The following is a 23,416-nucleotide window of genomic DNA, read 5'->3' as shown; positions in this document are numbered from 1 at the left end:
TTTGTTAAACATTCTCTTACAAGGGATCAACCACAAACTCTGGGCGATCCATTCCGGGTTCCAATTCAATAACCTGAAGGTTCCTGAATTCCATTTTAGCCCCTTCAGCTTCTAAACAAAGATAACCTTTTCGTTTGGAGGCAAGCCTGATACTGTTTACGAATTTACCATTAACCGCTAATTTCACTGTCCCGTCCACACAGACAACAGTGTATTTATTCCACTCTCCTACTCCGAGGCACCTGTTTTCTAAAGACTTACTCCTTTCGCCCCTTGGGTTGTCTGGTGATGCGGTCATCCCTCCGGCTCCGAACAATTCACCGTGGACATAGGCAATTGGCTGTTGCTTGCCATCTACTGCATTGATATTTACCCAGTCCAACTCCAACATCTGCACTTCCATTCCCATCGGAAGCCTGCTTTTCGGATCTGCCTTGGCATCGCACCATACAAAAATCCCGGAGTTGCCGCCTTTCTCCAGATGTCTCCACTCGACATGCATGATAAAGTTCTCATACATCTTCTCCGAACGTACTACACCTATCGGATTACCGCTGTTCTGAAGAAGGTTTCCTTTCGCCTTCCAAGTGGTATCGGAGGTATTGACATCAATCCATTGGATAGCCTTGCCCTTGGTTTTGGCGTTTAAGATGGATTCGTCAAAGCTCTTTTCCACTCCAAATTGGAACAGCTTCTTTTGTGCTTCTGCAAATTGAGTACCTAAAAGGAATAATACAAGAATCGATAATAGAGATAGGTAGGTTTTCATGTTCAAAATCAGATTTAATTGAAAACCTAAAATAGTAAAAACATAACAGAAATGCCATGTTTTAGGAGGTTAACCTGATTTTCTACAAGAAATAGAAAAGCCTTTGCTCAGTTTTGAGCAAAGGCTTTTCAGGTTCTTTATATTTTCAGATCTTCTTAGATCTCTGCGTATGCTTCCATCGGAGGGCATGAACAGATTAATGTTCTATCTCCTTGAGAATCATTCACACGACCCACTGAAGGCCAGAATTTGTTTACTCTTAAGTATTCGATAGGATAAGCTGCAGTCTGACGAGAATATGGTCTATCCCATTCATCACCTGTAACCACTCTAGCGGTATGTGGTGCATTTTTCAAAACGTTGTCTTTTTGATCTGCCTCTCCATTCTCAACTGCAGCAATCTCGGCACGGATACCGATCAATGCATCACAGAATCTATCTAATTCTGCTTTTGATTCTGATTCCGTAGGCTCAACCATCAAGGTACCAGCAACTGGGAAGGATACTGTTGGAGCGTGGAAACCATAGTCCATCAAACGCTTAGCGATGTCAGCAACCTCGATTCCAACGTTCTTAAATCCACGGCAATCCAAGATCATCTCGTGTGCACAACGACCATTGGCACCAGCATATAATACTGGGTAATGTTGCTCTAGGCGAGCTTTGATATAGTTGGCATTCAAGATGGCAGTCTTGGTAGCGTTTGTAAGGCCCTCTCCGCCCATCATAGCGATGTAAGCATGCGAGATGACCAAGATAGAAGCTGAACCGAATGGAGCCGCTGAAACAGCTGAAATCCCTTCTTCTCCAGAGATCTCAATGATCTCATGGTTAGGCAAGAAAGGAACTAAGTGCTCTGCTACACCGATTGGACCCATACCTGGACCTCCACCACCGTGAGGAATACAGAAAGTCTTGTGTAAGTTCAAGTGACAAACGTCTGCTCCGATGAAGCCTGGGCTAGTCAACCCTACCTGAGCATTCATGTTTGCACCGTCCATATATACTTGACCACCATTCTCATGGATGATATTACAGATTTCAACAATTGGCTCTTCAAATACTCCGTGAGTCGACGGATAGGTCACCATCAAGGAGTTCAAGTGAGCTGCATGTTCGGTAGCTTTTGCTTTCAAATCTTCCACATCGATATTACCACGATCGTCACATTTAACGACAACGACCTTCAAGCCTGCCATAGAAGCAGATGCAGGGTTGGTACCATGTGCAGATGCAGGGATCAAACAGATGTTTCTATCGAAATCTCCACGGCTGTGGTGGTAAGCACGGATTACCATTAATCCAGCGTATTCACCTTGTGCACCAGAGTTTGGTTGGAAAGACATCTTGGCAAATCCTGTGATTTCACATAACCAATCGTTCAATTCATTGATCAATTGCATGTAACCTGAAGTTTGGTCAACAGGTGCAAATGGGTGCAATCCACCGAATCTAGCCCAAGTAACTGGAACCATCTCTGTCGTTGCGTTCAATTTCATGGTACATGATCCCAAAGGAATCATGGAATGGCACAATGAAAGGTCTTTTGCCTCCAAAGATTTGATATAACGAAGCATTTCACTCTCGGAGTGATAGCTATTGAATACTGGGTGAGTCAAGTACTCAGAAGATCTTTCCAAGTGTTCTGGAATAGAAGTTCCTAATTCCTTAACGATTCCATCCATGTCAACATCGGTAATGTGCTTGCCCTTTACCTTAGCAAATACTTTCACGATGGTTTGGATATCATCAAAAGTAGTGGTCTCATCGATAGAGATACCAACTGTACCGTCTTGGTAGAAGAAGTTTAGCTCATGGTTCAAAGCTTCGCTCTTCAAGCCATCAACTTCTTTGCCCACGTCAAAACGTAGGGTATCAAAGTATGATTCATTAACTTGTTCGTAACCCAATGCCTGGATAGCCTTATCAGCTAATTTCGTCAAGTCATTGATACGGGAAGCGATATTTTTGATTCCTTTTGGACCGTGGTAAACTGCATAGAATGAAGCCATGATAGCCAACAACGCCTGTGCTGTACAGATGTTTGAAGAAGCTTTATCTCTACGGATGTGTTGCTCACGGGTCTGAAGAGCCATACGCAGAGCGTATTCACCATTGGAATCAGAAGTAACACCGATGATTCTTCCTGGAATATTACGTTTATAAGTGTCCTTAGTTGCGAAGAAAGCAGCATGAGGTCCACCGAATCCCATAGGTACACCAAAACGTTGCGAGTTACCTACAACGACATCCGCACCCCATTCTCCCGGAGGAGTCAACAATGCCAATGACATTAAGTCTGTACCTACGCATACCGTGATGTCTTTATCGTGGGCATAAGCAGAAAATTCTTTATAATCATTTACCGTACCATCAGCTGCTGGATATTGGATGTATGTGGCAAACACATCGTCCGTTAGGTTCTCTACAGTTAAATCTGCAACCCTGATCTCAACACCGAAAGGAACGGCCCTTGTTTGCAATACATCCAAGGTTTGAGGATACACATTTGGAGTCACCAAGAAAACATTTGCATCCTTGTTTTTACGTGTGCTGTACAACATGAACATACCTTCAGCTGCAGCAGTAGCCTCATCCAGTAACGAAGCATTTGCAATCTCTAAACCAGTAAGGTCAGAAACCATGGTTTGGAAGTTCAATAAGGCTTGCAAACGTCCCTGAGCGATTTCCGCTTGGTAAGGCGTATATTGAGTATACCATCCTGGATTTTCAAAAACGTTACGTTGAATAACTCCCGGAAGGATCACATCATTATATCCCTGACCGATATAGGATTTGAATACCTTGTTCTTTTCAGCTATTTGAGCTATTTTTTCCAAATACGCAACCTCACTAAGTGCTGGAGGAAGGTTCAAAGCTTGTTTCTTACGAATCTGTGCAGGAACGGTCTGATCGATCAATTCATCCAAAGAACCTACTGAAAGCACGTTCAACATTTCCTCTACTTGCGCAGAACTTGGACCATTATGGCGATCCTCAAATTTTTCTTGGTAAAATATGTTACTCATTTTAAGTATTAATTGTAACTTTTGAGACTGATTAACTATCTGTTATCCAAAATATTTCAACAGGATTTCTCTGTAAAAATTTAGATGTGCAAAGATACGCTTTTTATAGGTAATTTTAAGGAGTCGACCTGCTCGAAAAACTTTTATTAACACATCAATCGATTGCACATTTCTTTAAATTCCAAACAACAATAGCGGCAATATTTTATCAATGTAACAGTCTTTCAGCCCTTTTGCTTTGAAAGACCTAAAACCATTTCAGCATTAGGATATGCTACTTTCGGGATAATGTGACACACCTATTAAAAAAACTGCAAACAAACCTTAAAAACATTCCATTTTCTGCATTGAACACCCCTGCTTTAATACTTTAATTCCACCATTAAAGCACTTGCTGTTAAATATTTACAATAATTTTCGCAGGTATTTTTAAGATGGGAATCTTTACTAATTTAGGCCTAAATCAATTAATAAATTATATGCTTAAATTAAACGTGAGGAATGAATCCGATCGCTTGTCAGCTGTAATACTGGGGATTGCCAATGATAACGGCCCCACCCCGACAGCCGAAGAAGCTTATGACCCCAAGTCACTGGAACATATCCTCGCAGGTACTTACCCCACCGAACCAGACATGGTTCATGAACTTGAGCAGTTCCAGCAAGTTCTCAAAAAATATGCTGTTGAAGTCTATCGTCCGGAAACAATCCCCAACCTTAATCAAATCTTTACCAGAGATATAGGTTTTGTAATTGACGATTATTTCGTAAAATCCAATATCCTGCCCGACAGAGCAGAAGAATGGGAAGCAATCTTGTACATCATCGACCAGATCGATCCCGGCAAACTTATCACCGCACCTGACCACATTCACATGGAAGGTGGTGATGTCATCCTCTGGAAAGATTATATTTTTATCGGTACCTACACTGGTCCGGATTATTCTGATATCAATACAGCAAGAACAAACCTGCAAGGAGTTGAATTCCTAAAGGAAAAATTCCCCAACAAAACGGTGATGGGTTTTGACCTGATTAAATCCATGACGGACCCCAGGTCTAATGCTTTACACCTGGATTGTTGCTTTCAACCGGTAGGAGAAAACAAGGCAATCATATACCCTGGAGGCTTCAGGAACCAAAAAGATTTCCATTTTCTGCTGTCCTTGTTCTCGGAAGAAAATGTATTCCAGATTACAGCTGATGAAATGTACCAGATGTACTCGAATGTGTTTTCCATCTCGCCTACAGTCGTTGTTACGGAGGAAAGATTTACCAGGCTGAACAATTGGCTAAGGAATCAAAACTTCATTGTGGAAGAAATCCCTTATCACGAAATCGGCAAGCAAGAAGGGCTCCTACGATGCTCTACCCTACCCTTAATCAGAAAATAACCATGCAAACCACCAATACAATCCTAATGGTCAGACCGTTCTACTTCCGAAGAAACGAAGAAACGGCTGTCAATAACTTCTTCCAAGCAAAAAATGAACGGAATGACAGGCTTTCCGACCTGGCCGTTACCGAGTTTGACAACTTTGTCAAGGTCCTTAAAAATGCCGGAATCAAGGTTTTTGTGGTTCAAGATCCGGGTAAATTAGATACTCCGGACAGTATATTCCCCAATAATGTGATCTCATTCCATGTCAATAAGAGCATTATCTATCCCATGTTCGCTGAAAACAGGAGAAATGAAAGGCAATTGAACTATTTAGGAAAGCTGGATCAGGCCGGAATACACTACGAGACGGTCCAGGACTACAGCACCTATGAAGACCAGAACAAGTTCCTGGAAGGCACGGGATCCATGATCTTGGATAGGGTCAACAAGATTGCCTATTGCTCCCTGTCGGATCGTGCGAATGAGGAACTATTTCATATTTTCTGCAAAGATCAAGGCTATACCCCATTGGTTTTCCATTCCACCCAACAGGTTGGCGAGGCTTACCTGCCCATTTACCACAGCAATGTGATGATGTCGGTAGGTACAAACTTCAGCGTAATCTGTTTGGAGGTAATCAGGAATCCTGAGGAAAGAGAGCTGGTCGTTTCTACCTTAAAAAAATCAGGCAAGGAGATCATTGAGATCACCGAAGATCAAATGAACCATTTTGCAGGAAATATCTTGGAAGTCAGGAACATTGATGGAGATCCAGTAATCTGCATGAGCTCGCAGGCATTCGAATCCTTTGAAGAAGAACAGATTGAAGCCCTGGAGAAGCACGGCAGGATTGCCCATGCTCCTTTGTTTAGTATTGAAAAATATGGTGGCGGCAGCGCCAGATGTATGATGGCTGAGGTTTTTTAACCTCAGCTATTAAAAACTGTCCTTTGCTATCTCTCTTCTTACCCTACTCAAACTTTCCGGAGTAATCCCCAAATAAGATGCAATCATCCATTGTGGCACGCGCAATAAGAGGTTAGGGTAAAGTTCGATAAACTCCAGATAGCGCTCTTTGGCAGTCATCGCCAATAGGGAGTTGATCCTGCGCTGTAAATAGTAAACACTTCTTTGCAGGGACCTTTCTGTAAACATGGCGAACTCAAGACGTAATTTTGCTGCTTCAGAAAAGAACTTTGGATGCAAAAAAACGACCTTGCTAGGCTCAATAGCCTTGATATAATACAAGGAAGGCTCATCAAAATAAACACTGGACCGATCACCCATCAACCAATTCTCTGGTGCAAACTGAAGGATGTGTTCTACGCCTTTCTCATCCAAGGATAAAAATTGCAGTAATCCCTCCTCCACAAACAAAAAATGTTTGCAAACCTCGCCTGCCCTCAGAATATACTGATTGTGCGAAAGTTCCCTAAACTCAAAAAAAGGAAGTAGCTGTTCGAAATCATTCTCAGTCAAGAAAGCTTTTTCTGTATAGTATTTAAAGAAATTACTCTTCAATAACTCTTCCATTTCCATATTAATATAGTATAGTGAATTTAAAGTCTAGTGGGTTAAAACTTTTTACCAAGTCAGGAATGAATTCCTTGCCATGTTTCAGGTAAAGCTCAGCAAAGTTATCGGTCCTTTCCTGCAGGGCCCCTCCAGGAAAGAGCTTTTCCTTGATCCGATCAATCTGTATCAAGGCATCCTGATGATTCCGCTTCTCAGCCTTCAACAGCTTCTTTTCTAAGTTATTGACAGCCTTTTTCAATCGGGCTTTGACCGCATCGGTGCTTGGCCCTAGACTCGGATCAATCTTATGTGCCCTCAGCTTGATCTTTCCAAAAATAGCATTGAATTCCATCCATTCATCTTGAAGATTCAACCTATGTTTGGTAATACGTTTCACATAATCCTTCTTCAAGGTCTCCGACGGCTTGAATATGCTCTTAAAAGTGAAATCTAACCTAAATATTTTTCCCGCCATCTGATCGTCAGTAATCAATGCCGAGTTGCGCGGAATCAAAATAGGAAAAGGAACTTTATACTGATCAAAATTAGCTTTTAACTGTAACCAGTAAACTATCTCCGCGCCTCCCCCAATATAAGCCAGGTTCGGAAGGATTAATTCCTCATACATTGGACGCATAACCACATTCGGACTGAATCTTTCCGGATGTGCATGGATTTCCTTCTTGATCTCTTCTTCAGTAAAATAGACCCCTTGATGCAAGATCTCAAACTTACCATCTTCAGTACGCACGATCCTTTCGCGGTATTCCTCCGTTAGATAGAAAAAGTTGATCTCCCGAGAATGGACCTGAGTAGCAAAACCCTTCTCCTTCAATTGCTCAGAAGTCTTTTCAATAGCTTTATAGCTCTTTTCTTTCAGAATATCATCCTCCATGATCGGAGCAAAGATTTTCTTCAATTCTTTCCTGTCCGCATCAATTATGATCAATCCATATTGCTTAAACAAGGAATTCACGAAGGTTCTGGTTGCATCAGCCAGGCTCGATCCTTTCAGATAGGCCTCTTCTACAAGCTCGGTCAGCTCCGTTGCATTATCAGAAAGTCCAAAGGTATTGCAGTATTGTTTAACGGTATCAGCTATGCTGGATGTGTCCAAACGACCGGTCGCTGAAAGCGATTCCACATCCCAAAGGATCTTTTTGCCAAAAGCCTTGGTATGGTTGATCTCCTCGAAATCATGGTCTTCTGTCGCCATCCAATACACCGGTACAAACTCATGATCAGGGAATTCCTTCTTTAGATCTTGGGCCAATTTGATGGCCGTCACGATCTTGAAAATAAAGTATAAAGGTCCCGTGAATATGTTTAATTGATGGCCAGTAGTAACTGTATAGGTGTTATCTTCCTTTAAGCGGATAATATTCTGCGCCACTTCCGGAGAGGAAGACAGCAGGTCTCCATATTGATCAGTTAATATTTTAGTTAATAATTCCCGATGAGCAAACCCTTTCTTTTTGCCAATTTGATCCTTAAAACCTGCTATATCAGGTTTGTTCCCATAAAATGGAGCAAGCTGCTCATTATGGTTTAGATAGGCAATTAAGGTTTTGGAGAAACTATTAGTGTCGTTGTAATCAATATATGTGGCTTTCATCTACCTCTTTTAAACTTTTACAAATGTATAGGCATTTAGTATACAAAATACAAAAATTTAAAATAAGCCCGACTACTTGCCACAAATGTTATAGTTATTTGACAATATTTCCGTACAAGTCAAAGTCTTCAGCACGGTCAACCTTCACCTGAACAAAGTCACCAATACGGGCATAATTGGATTTTGCCTCCAATACAACCTCGTTGTCAACCTCAGGGGAGTCATATTCAGTCCTACCTATAAAATAATCGCCATCTACCCTATCCACCAACACTTTATAGGTATTTCCAACTTTTTCTTGATTGATTTCATAGGAAATTCCTTGCTGAACCTCCATGATCTGATCCACACGATCCTGTTTTACCTCCTCAGACACATCGTCCTCTAGACTATGCGCATGCGTTTTTTCTTCATGCGAATAAGTAAAACATCCTAAACGATCAAATCTTGTGTCTTCTACCCATTCCAACATTTCCTGGAAGTCCTCTTCCGTTTCACCGGGGTAACCGCAGATCAATGTCGTTCTTAACGCAATATCAGGAACTTTATCACGGATCTTATTGACCAGGTCGATCTGCTTTTGTTTGCTAGTTCCCCTGCGCATGGAGGTTAACATACGGTCCGAGATATGCTGCAACGGCATATCCAGATAATTACAGATATTGGAACGTTCGTTCATGGCATCCAAAATATCCATTGGGAATCCCGACGGATAAGCATACTGCAAGCGTATCCAATCAATCCCTTCCACGTCCGATAAATGACGCAAAAGATCCGAAAGATTACGCTTTCCATAAATATCCAGCCCATAATAGGTCAGGTCCTGAGCGATCAAGATCAGCTCTTTGGTACCATTGGAAGCCAAGAACTTAGCCTCTTTAACCAGATCATCGATAGATTTGGACACATGCTTTCCGCGCATCAATGGGATCGCGCAGAATGAACAAGGTCTATTACAGCCTTCCGCAATCTTGAAATAAGAAAAATGGGAAGGGGTCGTCAATAAACGCTCGCCAAGCAGTTCATGTCTATAGTCTGCACCAATACTGGAAAGAAGATCTGGAAGATCATTCGTTCCAAAGAATGCATCAACATTAGGGATTTCCGTTTGCAGTTCAGGCTTGTATCGTTCTGATAAACAACCTGTCACAATAACTTTGTTTACTTTTCCCTGGTCTTTTAATTCGGAAAATTGAAGGATGGTATCAATAGATTCTTGTTTGGCATTATCAATAAAACCACAAGTATTGATCACCACAATATCATTAGCTTGGATATTGGAAGCTTCGTGGACCACTTCCATCTGATTGCCCTTTAATTGGCCCATCAACACCTCGCTATCATGTATGTTTTTAGAGCAACCTAGGGTCACCACGTTCACACGTGGTTTAGCCTGTACAGGCGCTGTTTTTGATTGTTTCGTTTTCATATTACGCTGTAGCCTACTTGAATAGTGAGTCTACAAATTCTTTTTTGTTAAATAACTGCAAATCACCGATCTTCTCTCCCACTCCAATGTATTTAACCGGAATTTTAAACTGATCCGAGATCCCTATGACAACACCACCTTTGGCAGTACCGTCCAATTTTGTCAAAGCCAAGGCATTGACATCGGTAGCTTGAGTAAATTGCGTTGCTTGCTCAATGGCATTTTGACCTGTAGAAGCATCCAAAACCAATAAAATCTCGTGAGGGGCATCAGGGATAACCTTTTGCATCACATTTTTGATCTTGGTCAATTCGTTCATCAAGCCCACTTTATTATGAAGTCTACCTGCTGTATCAATGATGGCAACATCGTCGCCATTCGCAACGGCTGACTTTACTGTATCAAAAGCAACCGATGCAGGATCCGATCCCATAGGCTGTGCAACAACACGCACCCCAACCCGATCACCCCATAATTGGATTTGATCAACCGCAGCGGCCCTGAAGGTATCAGCAGCACCAAGAACAACCTTGTTGCCAGCTTCCTTCAACTGATGAGCCAGTTTGCCAATGGTTGTGGTCTTTCCTACCCCATTCACGCCAACGACCATAATCACATATGGCTTTTGGTTGCCATATTCAAATGATTCAAAGTCATTACTGTTGTTTTCAGCCAATAACCCTTGGATTTCGTCTTTCAACAGACGGTTCAGGTCATCGGTAGTGACATATTTATCCTGTGCAGCACGTTTTTGAATCCGTTCTACAATCTTCAGCGTGGTCGTAACGCCCACATCAGATGTAACCAGAACCTCCTCCAGATTATCCAACACTTCGTCATCAATGGTAGACTTTCCTACTACTGCTTTCGTAATCTTGGAGAAAAAACCTTCCTTGGTCTTCTCTAAACCTTTGTCCAAAGCCTCTTGAGCTTCAGGTGTCTCTTGCTTCTTTTTAAAAAAATCAAATAATCCCATGATGGATGTGTTATAGATAAAGGATCTGAATCGTATCAAAGATACTTAAATACAGGATACTAAAAAAGCCCTTTTGGTGCTCCCAAAACGGCTAATTATAAGATTTTTAAAGAAAAACTTTAAAAAAAGGAATATCTAACTGCTTATTTAGAAGCCGCAGCAACAACCTCTTTTACTTTGTCATTGTGTACCATACTTTCTTTGAAAGTATAAGCGCCAGTTTTTGCAGATTTTGTAGTGATAATTACTTTGGTAAACTCTTTACCACCACCTTTTTGTAATGATGCAACTGCTTTCTTTGCCATGGTATAATATTTTTAATATGGACCCTAAAGATCCAATCCGTTAATTACTTAATTTCTTTGTGAACTGTTACTTTTCTCAATACTGGGTTGAATTTTTTCAACTCTAAACGCTCAGTTGTGTTCTTTTTGTTCTTAGTGGTAATGTAACGAGACATTCCTGGAAGACCACTTTCTTTGTGCTCAGTACATTCTAAGATAACTTGTACTCTATTTCCTTTTTTTGCCATTGCCTTACTTTATTTATACCCTCACGGGTGAATTTCATGATTCTATTTTCTGCTGATATAACAGGCTACTATCTATTAAATATGACCTCTTTTAATAAACTTGTCGATAGATGCTGTAATACCGTTTTTGTTGATGGTTTTAATAGCCGAAGTAGATACTTTTAAAGTAATCCAACGATCTTCTTCTGGAATATAAAAACGCTTGGTCTGTAAATTAGGATAGAATTTACGCTTAGTCTTAACGTTCGAGTGTGATACGTTATTTCCCTTTAATGCCGTCTTGCCTGTTAAATCACAAATTCTTGACATGATATTCGATTTTTTATTGTTGTTCTAATTCAATTATCGTTCCTCAGAAACGAGTGTGCAAATATCTATATTTCTTTTGGGAAATACAATATTAATTAGCGAATTATTTTAAAATAATGTAGGAATAGGGCAGAAGTCAACAAAAATACTGTATTTTGCATTATTATTTACGCCGACGCTCACAATAGTTTTCAACAATTCACAATGAACAAGTATTTAATACGAGGATTAGCTTTCACTTTGCTGGGAATAATCTGTATCTACTATGGTACCATCCTCATGGAATCCGACAACATGTGGTATAAACCGCTCCTGGTTATCGGCGTGATCTCTTTCGGATTCGGCTTTATCACCTTTATTTATCGCTTGTTCAGAAAGATCGATCGAAACTCAATATTGGACGACAGGAAGTCCAAGAAAAACAAATAGGGTAGAACCTGATGCTGCAACAAACCAAAGGAATCACCTTAAAAGTAACCAACTACTCCGAAAGTAGCGTTGTCGCTCAGATATATACGGAGGTTTTGGGCCTGCAATCTTATCTGATCAATGGCGCTAGAAAACCGAAGGCCAAGATCCCATTCAATATGCTCCAGCCATTTCATCTATTAGAAATGGTTGTTTATAATAAGGAAAACAACAACCTGCAGCGAATAAAGGAAGCCCAACAGATCCCTGCACTCAAGAGCATCCCACTAGATATCGTCAAGAGTTCCATTGCGATGTTCTTGAATGAAGTCCTTTATAAGGTCTTAAGACATCAACACCCCGAACCACAGCTTTTCCAATTTTTGGAAAATGCCATCATTTGGTTGGATGAAAGCAAAGAGGGATTGGCAAATTATCACCTGGTCTTCCTCGCCAAACTGAGCCACTACCTTGGCTTCAAACCCATCATACAGGATCTGCCATATTTCGATTTGATGGAAGGGCGCTTTTCAAATAGCTTACCTGCACACTTTCATGTCCTGCAGGAGCCCTACAGCACTTATTTCAGAGAAATTTTACAAAGCAGCTTTACGAATTGTAACAAAATTAAGCTAAACCGACAGGATCGGACCTATCTCCTTCAAAAAATCATCGACTATTATCGACTTCATACAGAGAACTTTGGAGAGATTAATTCCCTCTATATCCTAGAAGAAATTTTTGGAAATTAAAGGCATGAAAAAACCCGTTGAGTTGGTACTCGACGGGCTTCCACAATAAATATATATTGAATCTAATTTTTAGATAAGCTTTACATTTACCGCGTTTAGTCCCTTACGACCTTGTTGTACTTCGTAAGAAACATGGTCGTTTTCACGAACCTTGTCTACTAATCCAGAAACGTGAACGAAAATTTCACTCTCGCCAGAATTTGGAATGATGAAACCGAAACCTTTGGCTTCATTAAAGAATTTTACTACTCCTTCTTGCATAATAATTACTATTGTTTTTTTTTAAAGGTATCATTATTTTTTGAATACCAATTAAATTTAATCGTTAAATCTACTAAACATTTTTCAAATTATTTGGCAATTTCTTTTCGCCAACAATTTGGAAAGGTTTTTGCCATGAACAATTTATTTAAAAATATTATGAAAAAATTAATTACACTAATTGCGCTGGTAGGAACGATGACCTCATTGAGCGCCCAAACTAATAATATGGAAAACACTAGGAGAGTAGCAACCCGTGGTTATGCAGAAAAAGAAGTAACACCAGATATCATCTATCTTTCTATTTCTTTGAAAGAGTATTACCAAGATGGAAATACCAAGAAAAAGGTTGCTATTGACCAACTGGAAAAACAACTTTTTGATGCGGCTATGAAAAACGGCGTCAAAAAAGAGGACTTTACCGTTCAAAATATCTATAGCTACAATGTCGAAAACAAAAAGAAAAACAACGAACTGTTCCAGGCTAGACAATATAGGATCAAGGTTACTGATCTAAAGAACTTAAATCCAATGTTGGAAGAAGTAGATGCAAGAGGACTGCAGAGCACCAACATCTCTGGATACGATCATTCGCAAAAGAAAGAAATCGAAAAGGAGCTGAAAACCCTAGCAGTACGTGATGCGAGAACAAATGCAGAAATCCTTGCTGCTGCAGATGCTGAAAACGTTGGTAAGGTAATCATGATCAATGATAACAGCAGCTTGAACTGGAATGATCTAGTTCCTCAGCCACGTATGTATGCCATGGCTGCCAAAGGGGTGAGCAATGAAATGGATTCTAATGAACAAGGCTTGGATCTAGAGGTAAAACCGATCAAACTTACCTGTAATATCGACGCCGTATTCGCGCTGAAATAACAATGGAGAAACATCCTTCCTATAATTTACAGAAGATTGATAAAGACTTTCAATGGGTAAAACGACTGTCTGTCCTGATGGATAGTCGTTTCCGCATTGGAAACTTTCGCTTCGGTCTGGACCCCATCTTAAACTTCATTCCTTTTGGAGGGCAGATTGCCACCTTCATTATTTCACTGGTTCTTGTATCCGTGATGTACAGAAATGGAGCAAGCAGTAAGGTTGCCGTAAAAATGCTGCTCAATGTTACTTATGACGCACTTTTAGGTTCCATACCCATCATTGGAAATGTCTTTGACTTCTTCAACAAAGCCAATGAGAAAAATGTCAAACTACTACGGGAACATTATTACGACAATAAACATCAAGGAAGTGCCAAAAACATCCTGATCACCCTGGGTATCGTTATATTCATAACCATCATTTTGTTTATTTATGCCATGTATGCCCTTACAATTTGGCTGTTTGGCTTGATATTTTAATCCAATCTCTTCAAAATAATCTATTTTTGTACCTATGAGTAAAACAAGAATCTTTGCCTTATTGGGGGTTGTCATTATGTTGGTCGCGGTTTTCACCAATCCTTCCAAGGAGAAAATCAATGAAAAACTATCACCCAAGGCCAAAGAAATCCTAAAAAAACAATTGGATTACAAGCATAAGGACGCTGTAGATCTAGGCATGATGCTCGTAGGAGATCAAGTGGTCAATGAATTTGTGAACAATTACACCTACACCGAAAACTATTACCTTTTTTCACTTGCCAAGATCAATTGGAACAGCGAAAAGATTACCATAGGAGGAGGAGCTTTCGGACAGGTATGGATCAGTTCCAAGATCGATGAAAAAGCCGGAATGTTAATCGACGCTTTAAAGCGATAGGCATGCTTGAGATCTTATTTGAAGATGAGGATTTTGTTGCCATCAACAAACCCCATGGATTATTGGTCCATAAATCCTCCATTGCTGCAGATACTTCCGAGTTTGCCCTACAAATCTTAAGGGATCAAATAGGGAAGAAGGTCTATCCTGCCCATCGTTTGGACCGAAAGACCGCGGGTGTGCTTTTATTCTCCCTGAACAAGGAAATGGATAGCGCCATACAAACCGCATTTTCCCAAAACTTAATCAAAAAAGAATATTTGGCAGTCCTTCGTGGCCATACCGATCCCGAAGGGACCATTGATTATCCCTTAAAAAAAGAAAACGGCACAATCCAAGAGGCATTGACCCACTACCAAACCCTGGCGACCACCGAAATTGACCTTCCCTTCGGAAAATTTCCAACTTCTAGGTATTCCTTGGTCCTTGCAAAACCCGAAACGGGCAGGATGCACCAATTGCGCCGACATTTCGCCCATATTTTCCATCCCATTATCGGCGACAGACCACATGGCTGCAACAAACAGAACAAACTCTGGAAAGATACCTTCCAGCACGACACTATGCTCCTGCACGCCAAATCACTCGCATTCAGCCACCCCAAAACCCAAGAAAACATCCTTATCCAAGCCCAAATCCAACCTGAGTTTGAAAGAGCGTTGGGGATATTGAATATAAGATATGAGTATTGAGATTGGAGTATTGAGATATAAAAATCTCTAATAAATATTTCAAACCAGAAAAATTTCGAAATTAAATTTCTCAAATCTCACATCTCATATCTCAATACTAAATCCTAATTAATTTTCCTATTTTTGTAACAACAAAAAACTCATTGATTTAACATGAAAAAAACTGCGTTAACTGACGTTCATGTCGCTTTAGGTGCGAAAATGGTTCCTTTCGCCGGATTCAATATGCCAGTTCAATATACTGGTATCAACGACGAACACGAAACAGTGCGTACCGCTGTAGGGATGTTCGATGTTAGCCACATGGGGGAGTTTATCTTAAAGGGCGAAAAAGCATTAGACCTTATCCAGAAAGTTTCTTCTAACGATGCCTCAAAATTATATGACGGTAAAGTTCAGTACGGCTATCTTCCAAACGAAAATGGCGGTATTGTAGATGACTTCTTAACTTATAAAATTGATGACAAAACCTATCTCTTGGTTGTAAATGCATCAAACATTGATAAAGACTGGGATTGGATCAGCAAATTCAATACTGAAGGTGTAGAAATGAAAAACATTTCTGACGAAACTTCTCTTTTCGCTGTACAAGGCCCTAAAGCTGCCGATGCACTACAAAAATTAACGGATATCGACTTGGCTCCAATGGAATACTATTCTTTCCAAAAAGGAGTATTTGCTGGTGTTGAAAACGTATTGGTTTCTGCTACAGGTTATACTGGTGCTGGTGGTTTCGAAATCTATGTTGCCAACGAACATGCAGAGCAAGTTTGGAATGCAATCATGGAAGCTGGTCAAGAATATGGCATTAAGCCAATCGGTCTTGGCGCTAGGGATACCCTACGCCTAGAAATGGGTTTCTGTCTTTACGGAAATGATATCGACGATAATACATCACCATTAGCAGCTGGCTTAGGGTGGGTTACTAAATTCACGAAGGACTTTGTAAACGCTGAAAACCTAAAAGCTGAAAAAGAAAAAGGTGTTTCTCAAAAACTGGTAGGATTCGAAATGATTGATAGAGGTATTCCTCGTCATGATTATGAAATCGTAGATGCTGATGGAAACAAGATCGGACGTGTTACTTCCGGAACGCAATCTCCATCCTTGAAAAAATCAATCGGTTTAGGTTATGTAGAGCCTGCATTTGCTAAAGAAGGTACAGAGATCTTTATCTCTATCCGTAACCAACCTATCAAAGCGATCGTAAGAAAACCTCCTTTTGTAAAATAAGGCGGATAAAAATAAAATGAAAAAGGGCTATTTTTTAGCCCTTTTCTTTTGTTGTTTCATTTCTTGCTGCGCCAGCTTCGCCTTTTCCTCTTGCTTGGTCTTCACATCTCGGCTCACCTGTTTTAACAGAACCACCTTCAGATAGATCAACAACACCAATAAGGCGATGGAAATCCCCAAGTACAGTACCTGTCCGCTATTATAACCTGCCCATGCGCTCAAAACCAAAAACACGATCCCTAAATTGAGCAGTAAATTCAATATAAACTTCTTCGTCATTTCTTCTTTATTACTTTAAAACCCGTTACTCGTTCCCGAATGAAATAAAAATACACTATTCCTGCCATAATATTCCCCAAGATGACGAATAAAGCCAAAATCAACCGCTCTCCATTGCTGATTCTGGTCGAACGCATGATCTCCAACAGCACCAATACCACCCATATTAAAGAAAGTACCATCGAGATGCTCAATAGGATAGGAGCATAGCCCACCTTCAGGATAAATAATAAGATAGAAAGGAAATAAAAAGCCAGACTAAATAGGAATGCCTGTTTAGTCTGGTGGAATAATTTATTCATGAAGCAAAGTTAAGGATAAAATCCCGTCCTCGTTTATGGGAATATTCCCAATTCCTTATAGGATTCTCCAACTTTGTTGATCGCACAGATAAATGCCGCTGTCCTTAGATCCTCAACACCGTCCATGCTTTTCCAGATCTGGTGGATTTCATGATAAGAACCGATCATGGTGTCCTCAAGTCCTGAATACACTAAATCAACCTCATCAGGTCCTCTTAAAATAATCTTGCGCTCCAATTTAGAAACCTTTTGATTGGTCATAGACTCTATGATATTCAAGATTTCAGCATACATGTTTTCGCTGAATCTCTTTTCAAGACGACCATAGCGTACGTGGCTTAGGTTTTTCAACCATTCAAAATAGGATACGGTAACCCCTCCAGCATTTAAATAGATATCTGGGATCACCAATTTACCTTTCCTGTTGAACACCTCATCTGCTTCTGGTGTCAATGGACCATTTGCCGCTTCGCCTATGATCTGTGCTTGAATCCTTTCTGCATTGTCCCCATTGATTACAGACTCTAATGCTGCAGGGATCAAGATATCACATGGCTGCTCTAAACCTTTTATAGATTCTTCAATATTGATAGCACCAGGGAAATTTAGGATGGAGCCTGTAGCCTTTCTATGGGCAACAACCTCTTCCAGGTCCAGTCCATTTTCATTATAGATGGCACCCTCATATTCGATCAAGCCAACAAGGATAGAACCACCTTCCTGAAAATATTTAGCAGCATGGTAACCCACATTTCCTAAACCTTGAACGATTACTTTCTTACCTTCAACACCAGTTGTCAATCCCAACTTGCTCATATCTTCTTCAATCTTACACGCTTCCTTAACCCCGAAAAACACGCCTAAACCTGTCGCTTCAGTACGGCCTCTTACACCGCCTTGAGAAACCGGTTTCCCCGTTACACAGGCCTGAGCATTGATTTCATTCGGGTTTAATGTGGTATAGGTATCTACGATCCAGCTCATCTCGCGCGCTCCGGTACCATAATCCGGCGCCGGAACATCCGTTCCTGGTCCAATAAAGTTCTTTTTCACCAATTCCGTCGTATATCGACGGGTAATTTTTTCTAATTCATACTCTGAATACTTCTTTGCATCGATTTTCACACCGCCTTTAGCACCACCAAACGGAACGTTTACGATGGCACATTTATAGGTCATTAATGATGCAAGGGCCATCACTTCGTCTTGATCCACCTCCATACTGAAACGGATACCCCCTTTACATGGCAGCTTATGATGTGAATGTTGTACACGGTAAGCTTCTATAACCTCAATGTTATCTCCGATTTTAACCGGAAATCTTACTCGTAATATGGAATTACATGCTTTGATCTGTTCGAGGATGCCAGGAGAAAACTTGGTGAACTTGGCCGCTTTATCAAAATTCCGACCCACTCCTTGAAAGAAGCTGAAAGTTGTGTTTGATTGATTTGACATAAAAATATGTTTTTGTTTATTCTTGGAATAATACTATAAAGTTAGCTCTTTTAATATTTTAATAATAGGCAAGAAAATAAAAACATTATTTTTAAATATATTCTAAAGATAGGGGAGTAAAATTATTATTTAAGCAATAAATTGCCCTAAAAATAAAAAGCTCAAGGAATCCTTGAGCTTTTTATTGATTTACTGTTTCTTAATAAACATCCATCTCCGGATCAAAAGCTTCTTTCCAAGCTAAAATTCCGCCTTGTAGGTTGGATAAATTCGTGTATCCTTCTTGTTCTAAAAGCATAACAGCCTGAGCACTACGCTTCCCTGAACGGCAGTGGATCACCACTGGAATATCTTTTGAAATCTTTTCAGACTCAATCACAACGCCTGACAATGGAATGTTCACTCCATTCAGGTTCGATACCTCATATTCAAAAGGCTCACGAACGTCGATCAACTGAAACTCAACATTGTGATCCATCATGTCCTTTAATTCTTGAACGCTAATTTCTTTCATAGTAAGCTTTTTATCAAATATATAAAATTTAGACTCAAAGGTCCTGCCAATAATATAGAATTTTTGTTAATTTCATCACAAACATTTTATTCATGAAAAAACTATTCTTAGCACTCGTATTTTCTGGCTTTTTATTCCAAATGAGCTCCGCTCAGCAAAAGCAGATTACAAGCACGGAAAATATTTCCAGAATCTTGAATACCCTTGCTTCTGATGATATGAGAGGCCGATCGGCCCTAAATCTAGACGATATTGGCAAAGCAGCTGATTTTATCGCTGCTGAATTCAAAGAAATTGGCCTTAAACCATATGTAGGTGATAACTTCCGCCAATCCTTTCTGGTTAATCGGGGCAGGGTGACTGAACAAAGTGTCACCTTAGCTGATAAAAAATTAAATGATGATGAGTTCTTGATCGTAGGTAATTTAGACGAACCTTTAACAAAAAACACCCCTTCCATTGAAACCATTAAGATTTCTGCTGATGATGATTTTTCCCAAAAATTCAGGGAAATCGTTCAGCAGAACCCAAATAAGGTTGTCGTTTTGGTAGACAAGAAACATGCTCCATTTTTGGCCCGTTTCAAAAGAATCTACAATCGCGAGAGCATTGTAATCAAAGGCCAGGAAAAAGCTGCCGGAAGCCCCAAGGTTTTTATCGTGGCCGATGAATTACCTGGAAACCATGAAATCAAACAGACCCGCAAAACAGAAGAGTTCAATATGTTCAATGTGGCGGCTGTCCTTCCTGGTAAATCTAAACCTGAGGAATATGTGGTGATTTCTTGCCATTATGACCATATCGGTATCTTGCCTGCTGTGGAAGGTGATTCCATTGCAAATGGCGCTGATGATGATGCCTCTGGTACAACCGCGATGATCGAATTGGCGAGGTATTACAAGAAGTTAAACAACAATGAAAGAACCATCATCTTTGTCGCTTTCACTGCAGAGGAAATTGGCATGTTTGGTTCCAAATATTTCTCCAACAATATAGATCCGGAGAAGGTCGTGGCCATGATCAATATCGAAATGATCGGTAAGGATTCCAAATTCGGCCCAAATAGTCTCTATATTACAGGATACAGCGCGTCTGACCTTGGCAAACTGATGCAGGAAAACCTGAAGGGCTCTGCATTTACCTTCCATCCAGACCCATATACCACCCAAAACCTATTCTACCGCAGCGATAATGCCGTATTGGCCGCATTAGGCGTACCGGCACATACCTTTTCTACATCACAGATCGATAAGGACCAATACTACCATACGGTAAAAGACGAGGTAAGTACATTGGACATCAACAATATTAAATCAAGTATTGAGGCCATCGCAACTGGGGCTATAGGAATTATCAATGGAACCCAAACACCGAGTAGGGTTGAAAAACTAAGAGATTAAGGGCTTATCCCATATAACAGGAAAAGACGGTCAATTGACCGTCTTTTCCTGTTATATCTTAGATGGGATTAAATGTTGTTAATCCAATTTCTTGCGCATAATGTAATCATCAAGAACAAATCCATAATAGGGGATATCAATTTCCTGAATTACCTCAAATCCTTGTTTCAGATAAAATTGATAGGCATTGTTCGATCGGTTAACATTTAGTTCCAAGGTCGGAAGCCCTAGTTTCTTTGCCTCCTGCGCTGCAAAATCGATCAGCAGCTTTCCGTAGCCTTTGCCCTGCGTACTAGGTAACAGATAGATCTTCTCGATCCTTAAGAGGTCTTCTTTAGGGTCAACCCCAATAAAACCTACCGGTTTTCTATCCTCATATAGGAGATGAAAAGCTTTATTGTCTTGGATAGCAGTGCTCAATGCCTCCACCGAATACATCTTATCCAACATAAAGGCAATCTGTTCCTTGGAAAGGATGCTTTGATAGGTCGGATACCAGATGGCATGTGCTAATTCATGGATTAACACAGCATCTTCCTGCTTAGCTGGGATGATCTCTGTCATAGCTCTTCAGATATTATAAAATAGGATTCTTGCTGCGGAATGGAAACAAAACCATCATTTATGACAGCATAAACATGATCCCCCAATGATTTTAAGTTCTGTGTTTCGCCCAATTTTCCTTCATTATTTTCAATAAACAAATTAAAGCCTTTAGGAAGCCATTTCTCGTATTTCTTTACAAAAAGTGCTTTCCCTTTGTTGTTGATCAAATTGATGTTGAAATCGCCTAAATAAGGCATGTAATGCGCTATCTCGACGATATCTGTCAAAATATTAACGGCAAAATTGTTTTTCTCTTTTAAAAAGGAAAATAAGGGAACGATATAGCAGTCAGAATAGGGGATAAGGGAAATATGCTCTTCAAGGACATGAGCCTCCAGACCTTGGTTATCTAGGACCACATCGATCTTTATTTCTCGAGCCTTTAGGGATTCGTAATGTTCGGCCAACGTAATAATGGTTGGACTCCACTCCAGAAGTTGGTTTAAATATTCATCAACCAAACAGTCAGGATTTGCGATGAACAAAGCTGGCTCTTGATTCTCTCGAACAATATGATGAGAAGACATAATTAATTGCCTAAATAACGGACTGCAATATAGGACATCAGACCAATACTGGTTTGAAGTGCAGTTTCGTCGATGTCAAAGGTTGAAGTATGTACTGCAGATTGTATTCCTTTGGCTTGATTTCCTGTGCCCAACCTATAGAAACATGCATTTGTTTCTTGAGAATAATAGGCAAAATCCTCTGCTGCCGGCCATAGATCAAGCTCAACAACATTCTCATGGCCAAGATACTCTTGGGCATACGAACGGGAAGCTTCCGTAATCTGAGGTTCATTGATCAGGAATGGATATCCTTTTCTGATTTCAAAATCACAGGTAGCACCCATACCTTCTGCAATGCCAACTGCCATCTTGTGCATTTTCTCATGGGCTTCCGCTCTCCATTTTTCATCAAAGGTCCTGAAAGTACCTTCCAGATAAACCTCTTCAGGGATAACGTTTGTAGCGCCATTTCCAATGATCTTCCCCCAAGATAAAACCGAAGGGGTCCTTGGATCTGCAACACGGCTCACAATCTGTTGCATGGCCGATATGATCTGCGCCGTAATGGCGATGGGGTCAATATTCTGATGGGGTTGAGCTCCATGCCCTCCTTTACCACGAACCGTCATAAACAACTCATCGCAGGATGCCATATATTTACCGGAGCGGAAACCAACTTTGCCGGCTTCGATAAAAGGCATTACATGCTGTCCAACGATCCCTTGAGGTTCGGGATTTTGCAATACCCCTTCCTTGATCATTAAGGAAGCACCTCCCGGTAGCCTTTCTTCTCCAGGTTGGAAGATAAGCTTCAGGGTTCCGCCAAATTCAGGCTTCAATTCATTCAATATCTTAGCCACCCCCAGCAAAGAAGAGGTATGCACATCATGCCCACAGGCATGCATCACCCCGACATTCTTGGAGCCATACGATCTGCCTTCCACCTCAGTGATCGGAAGTGCGTCCATATCTGCTCGTAGGGCAAGCACTTTGTCCGAAGGTAAATCTCCTTTGATCAAGGCTACAACGCCTGTATTGGCCATGGGTTCAAAAGGAATCTCCAGGTCTGTCAGCACTTGTTTGATAAATGCCGAGGTGTTGTATTCTTCAAAGGACAATTCAGGATTCTGATGTAGGAACCTTCTGTTGTTTACCGTTTCTTGAAAGTAAGATTGGGCTAATTCTTGAATTCTTTGTTTTGATATTGGCATGTTGATCCTCCACTATTGCCATGTCCAGACGTCCTCGACAAAGACAAATACATTATTGTATCGGCCGCGAAGCTCTCGCATATAGGCCGTCGCTGCAGAACGGCTAGTAAAGTCGCCTACTTTGACCCTGTAGTTTGGTTCTACATAATCTAGGTAAGCATTGATATCTGAATTCTGGCTTTGGAAACTACGCTGTACATTTTCAGCATCCCTGCGGCTGGAACCAGAAAAGATCTGTACCCTAAAACCACGGACCTTCACACGTGTTGCACGAGATTTGTCAATGGTTTTAGGCTCCAGACTTACCGTCTTACTGGCGGTAGGATTTAAAGCATAGAATGAACGGAATTCTTGTAAAAGTCCGATTAAAGAATCCTTTTCAACAATTACTTTGTTCTCTTGTGCCTTTGATACTGATACGATGGCGAACAGCATCAAGAAGCTAACTATAAATCCTTTGTATTTCATTTTTTAA

General features: G+C 40.6%; 28 protein-coding genes. 10 read left to right on the top strand and 18 right to left on the bottom strand.

Annotated features, from left to right (window positions below):
• Positions 1-16: 16 nt before the first annotated feature.
• Positions 17-769: a DUF1080 domain-containing protein gene (locus NMK93_RS00230; protein WP_185218574.1), complete on the bottom strand. Its 753-nt coding sequence runs from the start codon at positions 767-769 to the stop codon at positions 17-19.
• Between the two features lie 155 nt (positions 770-924).
• Positions 925-3,798: an aminomethyl-transferring glycine dehydrogenase gene (gene gcvP / locus NMK93_RS00225; RefSeq protein WP_254526726.1), complete on the bottom strand. Its 2,874-nt coding sequence runs from the start codon at positions 3,796-3,798 to the stop codon at positions 925-927.
• A gap of 479 nt (positions 3,799-4,277) precedes the next feature.
• Between gcvP and NMK93_RS00220 the strand changes: the two genes are divergently transcribed.
• Both NMK93_RS00220 and ctlX read left to right on the top strand, forming a co-directional pair.
• A complete protein-coding gene (locus tag NMK93_RS00220; RefSeq protein WP_254526727.1) occupies positions 4,278-5,192 on the top strand; it encodes a dimethylarginine dimethylaminohydrolase family protein in 915 nt (304 codons plus the stop codon).
• A 2-nt stretch (positions 5,193-5,194) separates the two neighbouring features.
• Positions 5,195-6,106: a citrulline utilization hydrolase CtlX gene (gene ctlX, locus NMK93_RS00215; RefSeq protein ID WP_254526728.1), complete on the top strand. Its 912-nt coding sequence runs from the start codon at positions 5,195-5,197 to the stop codon at positions 6,104-6,106.
• Positions 6,107-6,115: 9 nt separating this feature from the next.
• Here ctlX and NMK93_RS00210 read toward each other — a convergent pair whose 3' ends face one another.
• The 7 genes from NMK93_RS00210 to rpmB form a co-directional block, all read right to left on the bottom strand.
• The gene (locus tag NMK93_RS00210; RefSeq protein WP_254534378.1) at positions 6,116-6,712 is read right to left on the bottom strand and encodes a Crp/Fnr family transcriptional regulator; all 597 of its coding nucleotides are present in this window, start codon (positions 6,710-6,712) and stop codon (positions 6,116-6,118) included.
• 7 nt (positions 6,713-6,719) lie between these two features.
• Complete coding sequence (gene bshC / locus NMK93_RS00205) at positions 6,720-8,309, bottom strand: bacillithiol biosynthesis cysteine-adding enzyme BshC (RefSeq protein ID WP_254526730.1); 1,590 nt, start codon at positions 8,307-8,309, stop codon at positions 6,720-6,722.
• A 94-nt stretch (positions 8,310-8,403) separates the two neighbouring features.
• Positions 8,404-9,738 (bottom strand): 30S ribosomal protein S12 methylthiotransferase RimO, encoded by a 1,335-nt coding sequence (gene rimO / locus NMK93_RS00200; protein WP_254526731.1) that lies wholly within the window; start codon positions 9,736-9,738, stop codon positions 8,404-8,406.
• A 13-nt stretch (positions 9,739-9,751) separates the two neighbouring features.
• Positions 9,752-10,714, bottom strand: coding sequence for a signal recognition particle-docking protein FtsY (gene ftsY / locus NMK93_RS00195; protein WP_185212789.1), 963 nt, complete (start codon positions 10,712-10,714; stop codon positions 9,752-9,754).
• A 143-nt stretch (positions 10,715-10,857) separates the two neighbouring features.
• Complete coding sequence (locus NMK93_RS00190; RefSeq protein WP_093100020.1) at positions 10,858-11,019, bottom strand: DUF4295 domain-containing protein; 162 nt, start codon at positions 11,017-11,019, stop codon at positions 10,858-10,860.
• A gap of 44 nt (positions 11,020-11,063) precedes the next feature.
• On the bottom strand, positions 11,064-11,246 hold the full coding sequence (rpmG, locus tag NMK93_RS00185) for a 50S ribosomal protein L33 (RefSeq protein ID WP_002998409.1): 183 nt from the start codon (positions 11,244-11,246) through the stop codon (positions 11,064-11,066).
• A gap of 75 nt (positions 11,247-11,321) precedes the next feature.
• On the bottom strand, positions 11,322-11,555 hold the full coding sequence (gene rpmB, locus NMK93_RS00180) for a 50S ribosomal protein L28 (RefSeq protein WP_185212788.1): 234 nt from the start codon (positions 11,553-11,555) through the stop codon (positions 11,322-11,324).
• A gap of 204 nt (positions 11,556-11,759) precedes the next feature.
• On the opposite strand from rpmB, the gene NMK93_RS00175 reads away from it, so the two are divergent.
• Both NMK93_RS00175 and recO read left to right on the top strand, forming a co-directional pair.
• Positions 11,760-11,984, top strand: coding sequence for a signal peptidase (locus tag NMK93_RS00175; RefSeq protein WP_254526732.1), 225 nt, complete (start codon positions 11,760-11,762; stop codon positions 11,982-11,984).
• Positions 11,985-11,995: 11 nt separating this feature from the next.
• Positions 11,996-12,715, top strand: a complete 720-nt coding sequence (gene recO, locus NMK93_RS00170; RefSeq protein WP_254526733.1) for a DNA repair protein RecO — start codon at positions 11,996-11,998, stop codon at positions 12,713-12,715.
• A gap of 69 nt (positions 12,716-12,784) precedes the next feature.
• Here recO and NMK93_RS00165 read toward each other — a convergent pair whose 3' ends face one another.
• The gene (locus NMK93_RS00165; protein WP_093100014.1) at positions 12,785-12,976 is read right to left on the bottom strand and encodes a cold-shock protein; all 192 of its coding nucleotides are present in this window, start codon (positions 12,974-12,976) and stop codon (positions 12,785-12,787) included.
• 159 nt (positions 12,977-13,135) lie between these two features.
• On the opposite strand from NMK93_RS00165, the gene NMK93_RS00160 reads away from it, so the two are divergent.
• The 5 genes from NMK93_RS00160 (at position 13,136) to gcvT (ending at position 16,662) form a co-directional block, all read left to right on the top strand.
• Positions 13,136-13,855 carry an SIMPL domain-containing protein gene (locus NMK93_RS00160; RefSeq protein ID WP_254526734.1) on the top strand — a complete coding sequence of 240 codons (720 nt, stop codon included), beginning with the start codon at positions 13,136-13,138 and terminating at the stop codon, positions 13,853-13,855.
• 2 nt (positions 13,856-13,857) lie between these two features.
• Positions 13,858-14,337: a DUF4112 domain-containing protein gene (locus NMK93_RS00155; RefSeq protein ID WP_185212784.1), complete on the top strand. Its 480-nt coding sequence runs from the start codon at positions 13,858-13,860 to the stop codon at positions 14,335-14,337.
• 34 nt (positions 14,338-14,371) lie between these two features.
• Complete coding sequence (locus NMK93_RS00150) at positions 14,372-14,737, top strand: DUF4359 domain-containing protein (RefSeq protein ID WP_254526735.1); 366 nt, start codon at positions 14,372-14,374, stop codon at positions 14,735-14,737.
• 2 nt (positions 14,738-14,739) lie between these two features.
• Entirely contained in the window at positions 14,740-15,429 is a 690-nt protein-coding gene (locus NMK93_RS00145; protein ID WP_254526736.1) for a pseudouridine synthase, read from the top strand.
• 153 nt (positions 15,430-15,582) lie between these two features.
• Positions 15,583-16,662: a glycine cleavage system aminomethyltransferase GcvT gene (gene gcvT / locus NMK93_RS00140; protein ID WP_254526737.1), complete on the top strand. Its 1,080-nt coding sequence runs from the start codon at positions 15,583-15,585 to the stop codon at positions 16,660-16,662.
• 27 nt (positions 16,663-16,689) lie between these two features.
• Here gcvT and NMK93_RS00135 read toward each other — a convergent pair whose 3' ends face one another.
• The 4 genes from NMK93_RS00135 to NMK93_RS00120 form a co-directional block, all read right to left on the bottom strand.
• On the bottom strand, positions 16,690-16,941 hold the full coding sequence (locus NMK93_RS00135) for a DUF6358 family protein (RefSeq protein WP_254526738.1): 252 nt from the start codon (positions 16,939-16,941) through the stop codon (positions 16,690-16,692).
• Entirely contained in the window at positions 16,938-17,243 is a 306-nt protein-coding gene (locus NMK93_RS00130) for a hypothetical protein (RefSeq protein WP_254526739.1), read from the bottom strand. Before NMK93_RS00130 ends, NMK93_RS00135 begins: the two co-directional genes overlap by 4 nt.
• A gap of 33 nt (positions 17,244-17,276) precedes the next feature.
• On the bottom strand, positions 17,277-18,701 hold the full coding sequence (locus NMK93_RS00125) for a Glu/Leu/Phe/Val dehydrogenase (RefSeq protein WP_254526740.1): 1,425 nt from the start codon (positions 18,699-18,701) through the stop codon (positions 17,277-17,279).
• A 199-nt stretch (positions 18,702-18,900) separates the two neighbouring features.
• A complete protein-coding gene (locus NMK93_RS00120; protein WP_093099998.1) occupies positions 18,901-19,215 on the bottom strand; it encodes a rhodanese-like domain-containing protein in 315 nt (104 codons plus the stop codon).
• 92 nt (positions 19,216-19,307) lie between these two features.
• Between NMK93_RS00120 and NMK93_RS00115 the strand changes: the two genes are divergently transcribed.
• On the top strand, positions 19,308-20,615 hold the full coding sequence (locus tag NMK93_RS00115) for a M28 family metallopeptidase (RefSeq protein ID WP_254526741.1): 1,308 nt from the start codon (positions 19,308-19,310) through the stop codon (positions 20,613-20,615).
• A 78-nt stretch (positions 20,616-20,693) separates the two neighbouring features.
• Here NMK93_RS00115 and NMK93_RS00110 read toward each other — a convergent pair whose 3' ends face one another.
• Genes NMK93_RS00110 through NMK93_RS00095 form a run of 4 tightly spaced genes read right to left on the bottom strand, consistent with a single transcriptional unit; the run spans position 20,694 to position 23,409 of the window.
• Complete coding sequence (locus NMK93_RS00110; protein WP_185212776.1) at positions 20,694-21,179, bottom strand: GNAT family N-acetyltransferase; 486 nt, start codon at positions 21,177-21,179, stop codon at positions 20,694-20,696.
• Complete coding sequence (locus NMK93_RS00105; RefSeq protein WP_254526742.1) at positions 21,176-21,748, bottom strand: hypothetical protein; 573 nt, start codon at positions 21,746-21,748, stop codon at positions 21,176-21,178. Before NMK93_RS00105 ends, NMK93_RS00110 begins: the two co-directional genes overlap by 4 nt.
• A gap of 2 nt (positions 21,749-21,750) precedes the next feature.
• Positions 21,751-22,941 (bottom strand): M20 family metallopeptidase, encoded by a 1,191-nt coding sequence (locus NMK93_RS00100; protein WP_254526743.1) that lies wholly within the window; start codon positions 22,939-22,941, stop codon positions 21,751-21,753.
• Between the two features lie 12 nt (positions 22,942-22,953).
• Positions 22,954-23,409 carry an SPOR domain-containing protein gene (locus tag NMK93_RS00095; RefSeq protein ID WP_185212773.1) on the bottom strand — a complete coding sequence of 152 codons (456 nt, stop codon included), beginning with the start codon at positions 23,407-23,409 and terminating at the stop codon, positions 22,954-22,956.
• Positions 23,410-23,416: the final 7 nt, after the last annotated feature.

This window comes from Sphingobacterium sp. LZ7M1 (assembly GCF_024296865.1).
In the GTDB taxonomy this organism is placed as follows: Bacteria; Bacteroidota; Bacteroidia; order Sphingobacteriales; family Sphingobacteriaceae; genus Sphingobacterium.
This window is presented reverse-complemented; position numbering and strand designations above follow the sequence as displayed.

Excerpts from the sequence above, each read along its gene's own strand:
- NMK93_RS00230 (WP_185218574.1), bottom strand. The coding sequence starts at position 769 with ATGAAAACCTACCTATCTCTATTATCGATTCTTGTATTATTCCTTTTA.
- gcvP (WP_254526726.1), bottom strand. The coding sequence starts at position 3,798 with ATGAGTAACATATTTTACCAAGAAAAATTTGAGGATCGCCATAATGGT.
- NMK93_RS00220 (WP_254526727.1), top strand. The coding sequence starts at position 4,278 with ATGCTTAAATTAAACGTGAGGAATGAATCCGATCGCTTGTCAGCTGTA.
- ctlX (WP_254526728.1), top strand. The coding sequence starts at position 5,195 with ATGCAAACCACCAATACAATCCTAATGGTCAGACCGTTCTACTTCCGA.
- NMK93_RS00210 (WP_254534378.1), bottom strand. The coding sequence starts at position 6,712 with ATGGAAGAGTTATTGAAGAGTAATTTCTTTAAATACTATACAGAAAAA.
- bshC (WP_254526730.1), bottom strand. The coding sequence starts at position 8,309 with ATGAAAGCCACATATATTGATTACAACGACACTAATAGTTTCTCCAAA.
- rimO (WP_254526731.1), bottom strand. The coding sequence starts at position 9,738 with ATGAAAACGAAACAATCAAAAACAGCGCCTGTACAGGCTAAACCACGT.
- ftsY (WP_185212789.1), bottom strand. The coding sequence starts at position 10,714 with ATGGGATTATTTGATTTTTTTAAAAAGAAGCAAGAGACACCTGAAGCT.
- NMK93_RS00190 (WP_093100020.1), bottom strand. The coding sequence starts at position 11,019 with ATGGCAAAGAAAGCAGTTGCATCATTACAAAAAGGTGGTGGTAAAGAG.
- rpmG (WP_002998409.1), bottom strand. The coding sequence starts at position 11,246 with ATGGCAAAAAAAGGAAATAGAGTACAAGTTATCTTAGAATGTACTGAG.
- rpmB (WP_185212788.1), bottom strand. The coding sequence starts at position 11,555 with ATGTCAAGAATTTGTGATTTAACAGGCAAGACGGCATTAAAGGGAAAT.
- NMK93_RS00175 (WP_254526732.1), top strand. The coding sequence starts at position 11,760 with ATGAACAAGTATTTAATACGAGGATTAGCTTTCACTTTGCTGGGAATA.
- recO (WP_254526733.1), top strand. The coding sequence starts at position 11,996 with ATGCTGCAACAAACCAAAGGAATCACCTTAAAAGTAACCAACTACTCC.
- NMK93_RS00165 (WP_093100014.1), bottom strand. The coding sequence starts at position 12,976 with ATGCAAGAAGGAGTAGTAAAATTCTTTAATGAAGCCAAAGGTTTCGGT.
- NMK93_RS00160 (WP_254526734.1), top strand. The coding sequence starts at position 13,136 with ATGAAAAAATTAATTACACTAATTGCGCTGGTAGGAACGATGACCTCA.
- NMK93_RS00155 (WP_185212784.1), top strand. The coding sequence starts at position 13,858 with ATGGAGAAACATCCTTCCTATAATTTACAGAAGATTGATAAAGACTTT.
- NMK93_RS00150 (WP_254526735.1), top strand. The coding sequence starts at position 14,372 with ATGAGTAAAACAAGAATCTTTGCCTTATTGGGGGTTGTCATTATGTTG.
- NMK93_RS00145 (WP_254526736.1), top strand. The coding sequence starts at position 14,740 with ATGCTTGAGATCTTATTTGAAGATGAGGATTTTGTTGCCATCAACAAA.
- gcvT (WP_254526737.1), top strand. The coding sequence starts at position 15,583 with ATGAAAAAAACTGCGTTAACTGACGTTCATGTCGCTTTAGGTGCGAAA.
- NMK93_RS00135 (WP_254526738.1), bottom strand. The coding sequence starts at position 16,941 with ATGACGAAGAAGTTTATATTGAATTTACTGCTCAATTTAGGGATCGTG.
- NMK93_RS00130 (WP_254526739.1), bottom strand. The coding sequence starts at position 17,243 with ATGAATAAATTATTCCACCAGACTAAACAGGCATTCCTATTTAGTCTG.
- NMK93_RS00125 (WP_254526740.1), bottom strand. The coding sequence starts at position 18,701 with ATGTCAAATCAATCAAACACAACTTTCAGCTTCTTTCAAGGAGTGGGT.
- NMK93_RS00120 (WP_093099998.1), bottom strand. The coding sequence starts at position 19,215 with ATGAAAGAAATTAGCGTTCAAGAATTAAAGGACATGATGGATCACAAT.
- NMK93_RS00115 (WP_254526741.1), top strand. The coding sequence starts at position 19,308 with ATGAAAAAACTATTCTTAGCACTCGTATTTTCTGGCTTTTTATTCCAA.
- NMK93_RS00110 (WP_185212776.1), bottom strand. The coding sequence starts at position 21,179 with ATGACAGAGATCATCCCAGCTAAGCAGGAAGATGCTGTGTTAATCCAT.
- NMK93_RS00105 (WP_254526742.1), bottom strand. The coding sequence starts at position 21,748 with ATGTCTTCTCATCATATTGTTCGAGAGAATCAAGAGCCAGCTTTGTTC.
- NMK93_RS00100 (WP_254526743.1), bottom strand. The coding sequence starts at position 22,941 with ATGCCAATATCAAAACAAAGAATTCAAGAATTAGCCCAATCTTACTTT.
- NMK93_RS00095 (WP_185212773.1), bottom strand. The coding sequence starts at position 23,409 with ATGAAATACAAAGGATTTATAGTTAGCTTCTTGATGCTGTTCGCCATC.